Below are 13,468 nucleotides of genomic sequence, written 5' to 3'. Positions count from 1 at the left end.
ACATTAAAGGTTAGTTTGTTTTAGAGGCAATACCTCCTTTTTTACTCGATACAGTCACCGTTACTTTATTACCGCCCTTTATGAGCCAGCGTACCGTCACAAAGCCATTCCCGGGGATGTTATTTACTATGATGTTGGAAGGGTCTAATTTCTGCTCAATTGTGATTCCCAAATCACGGTTAAATAATAGGTTTATAAGGTAAAGTTTTTTCATCAGTTTGGGTTATGAATGCAATTTATAGAAAATTGCGATCCCAAAATGATGCCTTCAAAAGGTTTTACAAATGTTACAGTGCTTTACCTGGTAATCCTTCCTGTTTTGTCGACAATCACATTGAATGGGTTATTATAACTGTAAAATAACATAGAGAATTCACGTCTATTGATAACCCTTTTCTCATTAAATTCAGAGCTAAACTTAAACTTTGTTTTCCAGTACTTCATTATTTGCGCCTTCGTAGTTGCCGGAGATTTTCCACCAGTGTAGCAAACCAAATCAATAGTGGAACCAATAGTCATTTCTTTGCCTTTATTGTCATCAAACCAAATTTGTGCTTTATAAAAGTGATCCTTTAGCGGCTGTGTAATCTCAGCCACAGCAACCACTTTTTCAGGATGAAACAAAGCCGTTCCATTCACCAACTCGGCTTTTAAAATACCAGACAAACCCATAAACTGCATCGCTTTCCAGTTACTATCTAAGTCATTCACATCAGAAAAGGGCATTACAGAAAGCCGGAAATTGATCAGTTCACCCTGAATATTCTTTAAATTAGAGTCCGAGGTTTTCCTGTCAAAAAATGCGGCATAAGCAGCAGTTGCGCCCGCAGCTTGGCCTCCCGAAAAACTTTCCTGTTCAGGATTCAGTGCTAAATAATTATCCCTTTCAGGAATCAGAAATTGGTATAGTGAAAGAAAATTAACGTTTGTGCTGCCCGCTTCAAAGCCAGCCGCGATACTAGTCTTATAGATCGTATTGCTATAATCCAGTTCCTGCCAGGTAGGAGCTTTCACTTCTATTTCCAGAGCTTGCTTCAATTTACCGGAATGATCCGCGTCAACAAGAACCTTAGCTTTTATGCTACTTTTGTTAGTCAGGTCAACTACCCAGCCCCCTCCAGATCGTTTGAATTTAGTCCAGGAAGCGCTTTTTATAATGGTTAAGTTCTTGATGGTATCGGTAAAAAGCTTAATCAAATCATTAGTATTCTCTTGAGCAGACACTTGCTTACCATTATTGATCGCCTTTAAAAAATCTCGCTCAATGCCAGAAACAATAGACTTTGATGAAAGCGCCGGAGAAAAGCCCGCTTCTGTCATCAGTATAATAGTTTTTACGCCCGACTTAGCGGCCTGAATTCCGGCTCCCAACGCATTACTCCCACTCCCTACCACCAAAACCCCAGTTTTAACTGTTTGTGCCTGGAGGTTACCTGCAAGAATTACTGCAGCTAAAGCAATAAAAAATCCACTTTTCATGTTGTGTTACTATTTAACATGCAATATCCCTAAATAGATTGTATTTACGCTGAAAAGAAGGTTATGTGTCTTATTTTAACGAAATTTAACAATTGAAATAAAAAAACACAATTAACCAACTCTAACAGAAGTCATTGTTAATGAGCCCCCAATGGCTTTGTCATTAAACAAGCTCACGCTTTCAGTATCATTCTTAAGCCCCAAAGTATAGAGTAAGGGAAGGTAGTGCTCTGGTGTTGGAATTGCCAGTATTGCTTCCTTACCTAAAGACTGGTAATTGACTAATGGCTGATGCTCATTATTGAGAATGAGGCCTTTAAACCTATCATTAATTTCTAATGCCCAGTCATATCCGCCGCCATTGATCATTTCCCAATTCATAATCCTTAGGTTATGAACCATGTTCCCACTACCCATAATTAATACACCACGCTTACGCAATTGATATAATTCTTTTGCTAAATCGTAGTGATAACGACCGTCTTTAGTGTAATCAATGCTCAGCTGAAGTACAGGGACATTAGATTCCGGATACATGTGCTTTACCACAGTCCAAGCACCATGGTCTAAACCCCAGTCATGATCCAGTCCAACTTCTGTACTGGTAATTAGTTTTTTGGTTTCATAAGCAAGGTCCGGACTTCCGGGAGCAGGGTATTTTACATCAAACAATTCCTGTGGAAAGCCACCAAAGTCATGAATAGTCTGCGGGAACTCCATTGCTGTAATGTGGGTTCCTTTTGTAAACCAATGTGCAGAAATGACAAGCACAGCACTGGGCTGAGGAATATCACGCGCCATTGACGACCACTTTTCGCTAAATTCATTGTCCTCAATACCATTCATTGGAGAACCATGGCCGATAAACAGAACCGGCATCAGGTAATCGAGAATGGGTAGTCCTATGGCAAACGCTTTAAATTGTGATAAGTCCGACATCTCCTCCAAATCAAAAAGGTTTACCCGGAAAAATTCCAGAGGCAAACCTTTTTAAGTTTAATTACTTCGCTTTTACAAACTCGAGGTTAAGCACGATCTTAACATCTTTAGCCACACCAGCACCCGTTGGGTCATATTTTATATTGTAATCCAACCGATTAATTGTAGTTGTTGCAGCAAAACCCGCTTTAGTGTTTCCTTGTGCTACTGCAGTACCACCAAACACAACTGCAAATTTTACGTCTTTAGTCACGTCACGAATGGTTAATTTACCACTCAATTCGTAGTCGTTGCCAGTTAACTTTGAAAAAGAAGTACTTTCGAAAGTCATACTAGGATAAGTTTCAGCATTAAAAAAATCATCTGATTTTAGGTGCTTATTCCGTTGCTCCACATCGGTATCAACACTATTTACATCAACAGTAAAGCTGATTTTCGCATCTGTCAAATCTGGTTTTGAAGCAGCTATTGTACCGTCAAATTTCTTGAACGAGCCATCCACAAAGGAAATTCCCATATGCTTAACAGAGAAAGTAACGAAGGAGTGCATTGGATCAACTGTCCATTTGGTTTGAGCAAAGGAAGCTGTACTAATGGCTGCAGCGACAAATAGAAATAATAATTTTTTCATCTTTCGAATTTTGATTGTATGCAATATTAGGTTAATTACTGTTACTATATATTGATGTATGATAAGAAAGCTATTTCAGTATATTAAACATATTTAGCTCTAATCGAACAAGATACATATTTTTTGTGTAGCGGTCTTTTAAATTACCGGCCACCTCAAAACGGTATCCTGCATCAATCCTGGTGCGACTATTCAATACAACCTGTACCGCAGGGGCAAAATCAACATACGACCTTCCGTTTTCTGGGTTTGTTTTCCCCAAAACCTCAAAATAGAGGTTGAAGTTCGGCTGATTGTAATTCTTATAGACAAACGGTAGCAACAAGTAGCCTGACGATAGGGTATAAGATAGCATCTTGTCTGGTCTATCCATATCTGGTAGCTGCTTTCCTTCATTCCGGAAGGACTTCATATAACTTACTGACCCTGAAAGCGCCAGCTTGTGAAGCAATTGCGTAAAAATTAAGCCTCCTTGAAAACCACTATTATCGCCTTCCAAATTGATGTCCTGAGTATACGTTGGCCGTTTACTGGTACTGACTCTTGCAAAAGCCGAACCGCGAAAGTGGCTCTTTAAACCATCGTTAGAGAGGAATCTATATTTCGCGTAGAGGCTTCCGCCCTCCAATCTATAACGGCCATCCATATCCGAGAAAAAACCTTGAGCATGGCCCATCAAATTCTTGTTGAAGCCTATCATTACTTCAGGAATAGTTCGGCTAACAAATCCAGACTGAGACATTCCTTCGTTAGTCAGCCTGATTCCCAATGATTTGGCAGGCATATTACTTGCCGGCTCTGAGAAGACAAATAGCTCCTGTGATTTAGCAGCACCGCTAACAAAAAGCAGCACTGCCAATATCTGTAAATACCTCATTCGAAGACTATATTATTACGTGAAAGATTCTTGTTTTTACACCATTCACAACACCAAATCCACTCGCATAAGTATCCGAGTTGAATTGCGCCGCTCTTTTCTTGAAAGCACTGGCAGGAACAAAGTTTTTGTCTACGATTGTAGCTTTAACATCTCCATTTAGCACTTTACTCTTAGCATTTAGCACTTTAATAATACTTGAACCTACCTGTGCCTGGCCATTTGCATCAACTTTAACATTATTGAAGTTAAAAGTAGTTACAAGATTTCCTACAGAAAAACCGGCATCCTGCACTTTTTGTTTAATAAGATCCACATTGACCGATTTATCCTTCTTGAATTTGATCAGGAAAGTATTGGTATTTAAATCAGGCGTAATGTCCTCTACAAAGCCAAGTGTTTTTAGAGATTTCTCTGTAGCCTGAGAACACATTGAGCAGGTTAAGCCGTTGACCTGTAATTCTGCTGAAGAAATTTGTTGTGCAGATAATTGTCCTGCGCTAAGAAACAATAAAGTTCCAATAAAATATTTTATAGTTTTCATAATAATTAGGTGTTGAAATAAATTAAATAATAGTTGGCTGCAACGTTAAAATAGCGTTGCATCTATATTTAATTGAATCCTAATTTCTAAAAACGCAGTTTAGAAGATGTAAAGAGAAAATGGAGGAGAGCGGTGGTGCTTTATCCCATAAGTTGGCAACCGAAAAAGTTGGAACCGACTCCGCCAAGAAAGAAAATCGTTGCGTTAAAAATAATGTGATACTGAAATCCTGTGGTAATTTAACCTTAAATCCAGCTTCATGACTATCTTTTATTTTAGCCTCTACTGAACTGGTACTGCAGCAATTGTGCTTTTTCGCTAACGCTTTTTCGCTTTTACACACCGAGCATTTAGCAGACTCATTTAACTTTATCGCCGATAGTATTCCGCTACAAAAATGCATATTAACAGCAAACCCGATCACAGTGATCAGATAAAAGCCACATAGTGCAGCTGCTATTTTTTGTTGTATTTTCATCGACAGAGTTTCTGCTGTAATTAGTTTAGTGCCTAATTTACAACGACAAAGATAATGAAAAATTCAATGCGTGTTAGAAACGGTCGTCTATCGAAAGTAAAATATTATCTTAGCAACAACTAACTAACAACCCAAATGACCAGAGTTTTTACCGCAGTCCTGTCTCTTTTGTTTCTTTCCAGTTTTGCTGCCAAACCTAAAAATCAATACGTCAAGATTAAAACAGACTTGGGAGAATGTATCATAAAACTATACAACGAAACCCCGCTTCACCGTGACAACTTCATTAAACTTGCTAGAAAGCATAAACTCGATGGTACGATTTTCCATCGTGTCATTAAAGATTTCATGATTCAAGGCGGTGATCCGGATTCAAAAATGGCTAAAGCTGGCGCTGCACTTGGAGAAACTTCCATTGGCCCAGATATCCCTGCAGAATTTAGAGACAGCTTATTTCATAAAAAGGGTGCCCTTGCTGCCGCAAGAGATAACAAGCCAGAAAAATCCTCCAGTGGAAGCCAGTTCTATCTGGTACAAGGCAAGGTCTTTACGGACGAACAGCTAGACGCCATAGAAACCAACCGCTTAAAAACCAAAATTCCGACCTGGCAACGAGAAGTTTATAAAACCCTGGGCGGTGTTCCACATCTGGACAGAAACTATACTGTTTATGGAGAAATTGTAAAGGGATTGGATCTCGTTGATAGCGTTGCTATAGTAGCAAAAGATGAAAGAGATCGACCATTGGTAGATATCCACATGACGGTAACGCTTTTAAAAAAGCGTGAAGCACGTAGATTAGAAAAAGAACTTAAAAAATAATAAAATGAAAATCATCTCCTACAACGTTAATGGAATCAGATCGGCCTCGACAAAGAACTTTTTTGGTTGGCTACAGTCGGTAGATGCAGATATGATTTGCCTTCAGGAGGTAAAGGCTTTGCCTGTTCAAATTCCGGAGATTATCGCATTAATTGAGCACTTGGGATACCATCACTATTGGTTTCCTGCAGAGAAAAAGGGATACAGTGGCGTTGCCATCCTCAGTAAAATTAAACCGAATCATATTGCGTATGGTTGCGGCGAAGAATGGATTGATAAAGAAGGAAGGATTCTAAGGGCCGATTTTGATGACTTTTCGTTAATGAGCCTATACATGCCGTCTGGATCAAGTGGTGAGGACAGGCAGCTTAAAAAGTATGATTTTATGCGTTTCTTTGATACCTACATCGATGAGCTCAGAAAAGACTTTCCGAAGCTGATTATCTCGGGTGATTACAACATCTGTCATACTGCCATCGACATTCATAACCCCAAATCAAATGCAAAGTCTTCAGGTTTCCTCCCTGAAGAGAGGGAATGGATGGAACTGTTTTTAAATAATGGATTCATTGATACCTTCAGGTACTTCAATAAAGATCCACACCATTACACCTGGTGGAGTTTCAGAGCAGGTTCGAGAGGAAAAAACCTCGGATGGCGTATTGACTATCATCTGGCTACTGTTCCACTATTAAACAAGCTTAAAAATGTGACTATCCTTCCAGATGCTATCCACTCAGACCATTGTCCGGTTCTTTTGGAACTAGATGTCAATTTAAATAATTGACTTAAAAAACATATTAATTATCTGTAAAGCTAATAGCTTATTAATTAAGTTTGAATTTGTTCTTATTCAACAGGTAGCTAACAGGGACGTAACAGGGAGGTAACAGGGAGGTAGCAGGGACAATCTCCCTTTCAACTCCTTATTAGATCCGTGTTAACTTCCTGTTAACTTCTATTTAGGTAAAACCACATTATATACTCATCCAAAGCCTGGCATAGTGTAGCCACTAAGTTCCGCTGGAACTAAAGAATTATTGAAATAGATAAGTTTGTTCTGGTGTAATGCACAGGTCCAGCCTTACATCATGTTCATTAACATCTTCTATCGTTTCGATTGGCGGATAGAAACAGAGACCAACTTTACGAGTTTGAATACCTTTGAGGAACCGGTCATAGAACCCCTTACCATAGCCCACACGATAACCCTTAAGATCAAAAGCCAGCATAGGGATAACGACGAGGTCAACGTGCCCGTTGTGGAGGTCTGAATCCATTGGTTCCAGGATATTAAATAGACTACTGCTTAATCCCTCCCTTCCAGGATAGACATGGTGTGTCATCAAAGAGGTTTCGAAGTCTGCCTTTGGCACAATAATCTTAATGTTTGGATGATGCTCCAGAAGCCAGTCGATGAGGATAAACGTATCCGGTTCCTTCTTATCCGCAATAGGCAGAAAAATATGCAGGGAGTCAACTTCAGTAAAGTCAAGTTTTTTAAATTGAAGCAATAATTTAACACTTAACCCTTCAACCTCAGGGATGGAAAGCTGAATGCGCTGTTCGTTTATAAATTTTCTGATTTGGCTCTTTTTCATAGAGATCCGGTTGAATGTGAGTTTGGCCGCCTTGATGTGCAACAAACTTATAAAAAAAGATGGCTTCGGGAACCACTCCGAAGCCACAATCAACCTAAACCTAAAACTAAACTATGAAAACTCTTATTTTACTCTTTCAACGTATTCACCATTGCGTGTATCAATCTTAATCTTGTCGCCTTGATTGATAAACATTGGCACCTTTATTTCAACTCCTGTTTCTACAGTTGCATATTTCAATGCATTTGTAGAAGTATCACCCTTAACTGCAGGCTCCGAGTAAGTAACTTCTAACTCCACATGTGAAGGTGCTTGTGCCATAATTGGCTCGTCACTTTCAAATGCTATGATCACATTCATTCCTTCTTTTAAGAAACGCATGCTCTTTCCGAATAGTATTTTTGGGATGTTAAACTGTTCAAAGCTCACATTGTCCATTACTACAAGGGCATCACCATCTTCATACAAATATTGGTAATCGCTGGTTTCCACACGACAAATTTCTACCTCTTCATCAACACGAAATCTGTATTCAACCAACTTGCTGGTCTTAACATTTCTCATTCTTGCTTGATAAAAGGCTCTTAAGTTACCTGGTGTACGGTGGAGGAATTCTTCTACCTGTACTAATTCTCCGTTGAACCGAAGGATATTACCGCTCTTTACTTCAGATGCTTTTGCCATTTGGTTTTGAAATTTTGCTGTTAATCACAGCCGTTTTTCGTGCCGCAAAGGTACAGACAGTTTTTGAATTACGCAATACTTAAAATAAAAATTATTTATAATCCGTGATTTGGATAAAATTAGGGCAAAATGAATATTCATGCTCCTGATTTGAGCCAATAATTACCAGCCTGTTTGAGGTAAATTTCGCGATGAGCTCATGATACCAATCTACGCCCTGATTGTCAAGATTTGAGGTGGGTTCATCCAGGATCAGCACTGGAGTATCCGAACAACAAGCGAGGATCAACTTGGTTCGTTGTTTCATACCAGAAGAGAAATACTTTAGGGCTTTATCCTGAGATTTGGCTAGTCCAAGAAGATCCAAGATGGATTTCGTATCTACCAGTGGATGTGGTGTTTTAAACTGGAAATGAAAATCTATGGTTTCCTGAAGCGTAAACTCCTCAATAAGGTCAAGATAGGGCGCTGCCAAGCTCATCTTGCTATACACCTCATCGGCATTAACTTCTGACTGTTCTGTGTAAGAGATCTTGCCTTCAGATAAAGATAAGCTGCCTAATAGAACACTAAGCAAGGTAGATTTGCCTGAGCCGTTTGGACCCAAAACAGCATAATTACCAGAAGAATCAAATGAATAAGTAAGGTTCCTGAAAATCCACTCCTGATTAAATCTCCTACCGACGTTATCTAAAGTAATCTTCATGAGCGGTCATTTAGCTCCCAGAGCCAAAGCCTTTCATTACACCTCTGTTGGAATTGCGAATGAAGTCAACAATCTCATCACGAATCTCCGTTGGCGCAAATTCAGCCTCGATCATGTCTAATGCCTTCGTCACATTATTATGCTTTACAAAAAGCACTCTGTAGATTTCCTGAATTTCATTAATCTTCTCAGATGAGAAACCTCTTCTTCTTAATCCGACTGAATTTATACCTGCGTAAGAAAGGGGTTCTCTCGCAGCTTTAACATATGGAGGAACGTCTTTTCTAACCAACGAGCCACCGGTTACGAACGCGTGTGCACCAACTTTTACAAACTGGTGGATAGCTACCAGACCTGCCAGTACAACATAGTTTCCTATCGTGATGTGACCCGCCAATGTGGTGCTATTTGAAAAGATACACCAATCACCAACTTCGCAATCGTGCGCGATATGAGAGTATGCCTGAATAAGGCAGTTGCTTCCGATAACGGTTTTCCATTTGTCTTTAGTACCCCTATTAATGGTTACACATTCCCTGATGGTTGTATTGTCGCCGATTTCTGCAGTGGTAACTTCTCCAGCAAACTTTAGATCCTGAGGTATGCCGGAGATAACTGATCCAGGAAACACCCTACAGTTCTTTCCTATCCTCGCGCCATCCATGATCACAACATTTGAGCCTATCCAGGTGCCCTCGCCTATCTCCACGTCTTTGTGTATCACAGCAAAAGGCTCGATAACAACGTTATCAGCAATTTTTGCCTGGGGATGAATGTACGCTAGGGGTTGTATCATGATACTGATTCGCTTTCTTTTACTTTTACTATTTGGGCCATCATCTCTGCTTCTACAACAACTTTGCCACCCACCATTCCAACGCCTTTCATTTGCGCAATTCCACGTCTTATCGGTTCCATCAGATCACATCTGAAAACAATCGTATCACCTGGACAAACTTGCGCCCTAAATCTTACATTGTCAATCTTTAAGAACAAGGTAAGGTAATTTCTTGGATCAGGAACAGTGCTTAAAACTAATATTCCACCTGTTTGCGCCATAGCTTCGATCTGGAGGACTCCTGGAAATACCGGCGCACCAGGGAAATGCCCTTTAAAGAACTCTTCATTCATGGTTACGTTCTTTACGCCTACAACATGTGTTTTAGACAGTTCGAGAATTTTGTCGATGAATAGGAAAGGTTGCCTGTGTGGTAATATTTCCATGATCTGCACCACGTCGTATAGCGGCTTTACAGATGGGTCATATACGTGCTGGGTCTTTTTATTTTTTTCTTTTTTAATCGCTGCCTTGATTTTTTTAGCAAAGGCAACATTTGCAGCATGACCTGGTCTTGCCGCCATAATATGCCCTTTTAAATGCATGCCAACTAGTGCAAGGTCACCAATCATATCCAGCAACTTGTGTCTTGCCGGCTCATTTTGATACCGCAGCTCCATGTTATTCAAGATGCCTTGGGGAGCAACTTCCATTGCTGTTCTATTAAAGATTTTAGCGAGGTGGTCCAGCTCTTCTTTGGTAACTTCTTTATCGACAATTACGATTGCATTATTCAAATCACCACCCTTGATCAGGTTATTCTGAAGCTGATATTCCAATTCATGGAGGAAGCAAAAAGTTCTGCAAGAGGCTATTTCTTTTTTAAACTCAGCGATGCTTGAAATTCCTGCATGCTGACTTCCCAATACCGGCGAATTATAGTCGATCATACAGGTAAACCTGTAATCATCAAGCGGCATGGCAACAATTTCAACTTTGCGGTCGGGTTCTGTATAGGTTATGTTATGCGGGATCTGAAAATATTCTCTGTCAATATCCTGCACTTGAATACCAGCACTTTCCAAAGCCTCCAAAAATAAGATTGCACTTCCGTCCATGATAGGCGTTTCGGGACCATCAAGTTTCATCAAAACGTTATCTAAATCCATCCCAACAAGAGAAGCCATCACATGTTCTATGGTACTTACACTTGCTCCGTTCTGAGAAATTGTAGTTCCCCTTGCCGTGTCAGTCACGTTATCGCAATCTGCATCGACTATTGGGGTTCCTGGAAGATCCGTTCTTTGAAACTTAAAGCCGTGATTATCGGGTGCGGGACAGAATGTTAAAGTAACATTTGCTCCGGTATGCAGACCAACGCCCTGTACGGAAACCTCTGATTTAATGGTTTTTTGTTTAACGTTCATCTTAACTATAATGTGCTTTCATTGTTTTCAATTATCTCGTTTAACTTTACGATTGTAGCTTCCAAAGCGGCTACGCGCTTAACTATTGCAGGAAGTTGTTTAAATAAAACAGAGGCACGCATCCAGTCACGTAACGGTTGTGCCGGGCTGCCGTGCCATTGCTTATTTTCTTCAATAGTATTGAAGTTTATACCAGCTTGAGCGCCGATCTGTGTCCCTTTTGCTAAGGAAAGATGCCCAGCGATTCCAACCTGTCCACCTATAACAGATTTTTCACCCAGTTTACTGCTGCCGCTGATTCCAGTTTGAGCAGCCACTACGCTATGCTCACCAACATCTACATTGTGTGCAATTTGGATGAGGTTGTCCAGCTTTACCCCTCTTCTGATGAAAGTGGAGCCCATAGTAGCACGATCTATGGTGGTATTCGAACCAATCTCGACGTCATCTTCTATCACCACATTACCAATCTGAGGAATTTTAGAGTACGTCCCATCAGGCTGAGGAGCAAATCCAAAGCCATCGCTTCCAACTACCGTATTGGCATGAATGATCACTCGGTTACCGATCATGGATCTGTTGTATATTTTTACCCCTGCATTTATGGTACAATCATTTCCTATTACAGAATCTGCTGCAATACTTACCTGTGGATAAATCTTGGTATTGTCACCTATCTGAACGTTTTCAGCAACATAAGAAAATGCTGCTATATAGACATTCTTTCCGATCTTGGCGCTTGGATGTATAAAACTAGGCTGTTCTATGCCTGTTTGATTGTTCGTTAAAGCAGCAACTTCATTGTACTTTTCCAGCAACACAGAGAAAGCGCTATAAGGATCTGCCACTCTGATTAACGTGCTGTCTGTTTTCTGCGATGGTACAAAATCCTGACTTACAATGACTACGGAAGCAGTGCTGGAATATAAAAAGTTTTCGTACTTAGGATTCGACAGAAAACACAATGAGCCGGGCTTTCCGCTTTCGATCTTTGAGAGTTCCTGAACTTTAACGTCCGCGTCGCCCTCAATGGTTCCATTTATAAACTCGCTTATCTGCTTGGCAGTAAATTGCATTTTACAAAGTTATATGTTAAATTGATATGAACAAATAAACCTATTTGGGTGAAGGTTGCTTTTGTCGTTGTTTCGGAACTCTTAAAACGTGATTAAATCTGTATTATTTTGTTAAATAATGCTAAATGATTCGAGGGTAGCATAGAATGTGTTTTTTTACGGTCTTATCAAGCGATTCTATGTTAGATAAATCTGAAGCTTTCGCAATATCAATTGTTGTATTATTCTTGAGCAAAATGTTGATGTTACTATCTCCAGCGTTATATGCCCTATTGCTAATCACATCAGTAAAGACAAAATATCGGCCTTCGTCAACCGTCAGGTTCAGTGCCTGCTCCGTGTTTTCTTTTAGGCGTTGTACACGATCTGCGTCTGGAGCATCATTTGTAATTTCCACCTTATAAAGGTTTCTATCGGTAAGCATTTTACAAAGCCTGGATAGTATCCTATCCGGATGCTCCCTCCAAGCCTTAATGGAGGCAAAGATATCTTGATCATCCAATTGGGCAAAATGAGCTAGATGAATATCCGATTTAAAGAAGGCATCCTCAGAAATCTGGTTGGTTAAAAAGTGACTAAGCGCAGGGGTAGCAAAAAGTATTGTTCCGGTAGAGGATAGTTCTTTGGCACGTTTTAAAATTTTTACCAATACCTGTTCTCCAGCAATCACTGTTTTATGCAGGTAAACCTGCCAGTACATTAATCTTCTGGAAATTAGAAAGTTCTCAATAGAGTAAATTCCCTTTTCTTCGATAACTAGATTATCATCCAGAACATTCAGCATCTTTATAATTCGATCAAAGCTAATGACCCCTTCGCTAACCCCGGTAAAGAAGCTATCTCTGTTGAGGTAATCCATGCGGTCCAGATCCAGTTGTCCGGATACGAGTTGCGTTAGAAAGTTTTTATGGTATTGGCCTTTGAAAATTAAGATTGCCTGGGTTAATTTCCCATCGAACTGAACATTGAGCTTTTCCATGATGAGCATGGAAATGTCTTCATGTTTGATGCCATTAACAAGTGAGTGTTCAAGGGCATGAGAAAATGGGCCATGGCCAATATCATGTAGTAATATTGCAATATTAGCTGATTCCTCTTCTTCTTTTGTGATGTCATGACCTTTGCCTCTAAGTACGTCAATGGTAAGACCCATCAAGTGCATTGCGCCTAGCGCATGATGAAATCTGGTATGTAGAGCACCAGGATAAACCAGGTGCGTCATACCCAATTGTTTGATGTATCTAAGCCTTTGAAAGTAAGGATGGGAGATCAGATCAAAGAGTAAAGCGGAGGGGATTGTTATGAACCCATAAACTGGATCATTAATTATTTTCTTTTTGTTCAATATTCAAAAATAAATTATACGGTACAAAAATTGCTATTTTTATCCATAGTATGAAAGAACTAGTTTCATTTCAACATTTAA

16 protein-coding genes are annotated in these 13,468 nt (G+C 39.8%); 2 read left to right on the top strand and 14 right to left on the bottom strand.

All coding sequences use genetic code 11. The features are described from left to right. Positions 1-10: 10 nt before the first annotated feature. The 7 genes from ACHFIZ_RS02960 to ACHFIZ_RS02930 all read right to left on the bottom strand — a co-directional run bounded on the left by ACHFIZ_RS02960 (position 11) and on the right by ACHFIZ_RS02930 (position 4,948). Positions 11-214 carry a hypothetical protein gene (locus ACHFIZ_RS02960; RefSeq protein WP_410882698.1) on the bottom strand — a complete coding sequence of 68 codons (204 nt, stop codon included), beginning with the start codon at positions 212-214 and terminating at the stop codon, positions 11-13. Positions 215-297: 83 nt separating this feature from the next. Continuing rightward, the gene (locus ACHFIZ_RS02955; protein WP_410882696.1) at positions 298-1,479 is read right to left on the bottom strand and encodes an FAD-dependent oxidoreductase; all 1,182 of its coding nucleotides are present in this window, start codon (positions 1,477-1,479) and stop codon (positions 298-300) included. A gap of 111 nt (positions 1,480-1,590) precedes the next feature. Continuing rightward, positions 1,591-2,418 (bottom strand): 4,5-DOPA dioxygenase extradiol, encoded by an 828-nt coding sequence (gene ygiD / locus ACHFIZ_RS02950; RefSeq protein ID WP_410882919.1) that lies wholly within the window; start codon positions 2,416-2,418, stop codon positions 1,591-1,593. A 61-nt stretch (positions 2,419-2,479) separates the two neighbouring features. Next, a complete protein-coding gene (locus tag ACHFIZ_RS02945) occupies positions 2,480-3,049 on the bottom strand; it encodes a YceI family protein (RefSeq protein ID WP_410882694.1) in 570 nt (189 codons plus the stop codon). A gap of 70 nt (positions 3,050-3,119) precedes the next feature. Next, entirely contained in the window at positions 3,120-3,926 is an 807-nt protein-coding gene (locus ACHFIZ_RS02940; RefSeq protein ID WP_410882692.1) for a hypothetical protein, read from the bottom strand. Between the two features lie 7 nt (positions 3,927-3,933). Further along, entirely contained in the window at positions 3,934-4,470 is a 537-nt protein-coding gene (locus tag ACHFIZ_RS02935) for a heavy-metal-associated domain-containing protein (protein ID WP_410882691.1), read from the bottom strand. Between the two features lie 79 nt (positions 4,471-4,549). After that, positions 4,550-4,948, bottom strand: a complete 399-nt coding sequence (locus ACHFIZ_RS02930; protein ID WP_410882689.1) for an HYC_CC_PP family protein — start codon at positions 4,946-4,948, stop codon at positions 4,550-4,552. A gap of 135 nt (positions 4,949-5,083) precedes the next feature. On the opposite strand from ACHFIZ_RS02930, the gene ACHFIZ_RS02925 reads away from it, so the two are divergent. Next, positions 5,084-5,770, top strand: a complete 687-nt coding sequence (locus ACHFIZ_RS02925) for a peptidylprolyl isomerase (protein WP_410882687.1) — start codon at positions 5,084-5,086, stop codon at positions 5,768-5,770. Positions 5,771-5,774: 4 nt separating this feature from the next. Then, a complete protein-coding gene (locus ACHFIZ_RS02920) occupies positions 5,775-6,557 on the top strand; it encodes an exodeoxyribonuclease III (RefSeq protein ID WP_410882685.1) in 783 nt (260 codons plus the stop codon). 250 nt (positions 6,558-6,807) lie between these two features. Here ACHFIZ_RS02920 and ACHFIZ_RS02915 read toward each other — a convergent pair whose 3' ends face one another. The 7 genes from ACHFIZ_RS02915 to ACHFIZ_RS02885 form a co-directional block, all read right to left on the bottom strand. Next, complete coding sequence (locus tag ACHFIZ_RS02915; protein WP_410882683.1) at positions 6,808-7,371, bottom strand: 5-formyltetrahydrofolate cyclo-ligase; 564 nt, start codon at positions 7,369-7,371, stop codon at positions 6,808-6,810. A 123-nt stretch (positions 7,372-7,494) separates the two neighbouring features. Next, positions 7,495-8,055 (bottom strand): elongation factor P, encoded by a 561-nt coding sequence (gene efp / locus ACHFIZ_RS02910; protein WP_410882681.1) that lies wholly within the window; start codon positions 8,053-8,055, stop codon positions 7,495-7,497. 91 nt (positions 8,056-8,146) lie between these two features. After that, a complete protein-coding gene (locus ACHFIZ_RS02905; RefSeq protein WP_410882679.1) occupies positions 8,147-8,761 on the bottom strand; it encodes an ATP-binding cassette domain-containing protein in 615 nt (204 codons plus the stop codon). A 10-nt stretch (positions 8,762-8,771) separates the two neighbouring features. Beyond that, the gene (gene lpxA / locus ACHFIZ_RS02900; RefSeq protein WP_410882677.1) at positions 8,772-9,557 is read right to left on the bottom strand and encodes an acyl-ACP--UDP-N-acetylglucosamine O-acyltransferase; all 786 of its coding nucleotides are present in this window, start codon (positions 9,555-9,557) and stop codon (positions 8,772-8,774) included. Then, a complete protein-coding gene (locus ACHFIZ_RS02895) occupies positions 9,554-10,966 on the bottom strand; it encodes a bifunctional UDP-3-O-[3-hydroxymyristoyl] N-acetylglucosamine deacetylase/3-hydroxyacyl-ACP dehydratase (RefSeq protein WP_410882675.1) in 1,413 nt (470 codons plus the stop codon). The genes lpxA and ACHFIZ_RS02895 overlap by 4 nt, the downstream gene beginning before the upstream one ends. A 5-nt stretch (positions 10,967-10,971) precedes the next feature. Continuing rightward, the gene (lpxD, locus tag ACHFIZ_RS02890; RefSeq protein ID WP_410882673.1) at positions 10,972-12,042 is read right to left on the bottom strand and encodes a UDP-3-O-(3-hydroxymyristoyl)glucosamine N-acyltransferase; all 1,071 of its coding nucleotides are present in this window, start codon (positions 12,040-12,042) and stop codon (positions 10,972-10,974) included. Positions 12,043-12,163: 121 nt separating this feature from the next. Beyond that, positions 12,164-13,387: an HD domain-containing protein gene (locus tag ACHFIZ_RS02885; protein ID WP_410882671.1), complete on the bottom strand. Its 1,224-nt coding sequence runs from the start codon at positions 13,385-13,387 to the stop codon at positions 12,164-12,166. Between the last annotated feature and the right edge of the window lie 81 nt (positions 13,388-13,468).

It is taken from the genome of Pedobacter sp. JCM 36344, assembly GCF_046546555.1.
GTDB lineage: Bacteria > Bacteroidota > Bacteroidia > Sphingobacteriales > Sphingobacteriaceae > Pedobacter.
Note: the sequence above shows the minus strand (reverse complement) of the source record. Positions and strands in the feature narration are given on the sequence as shown.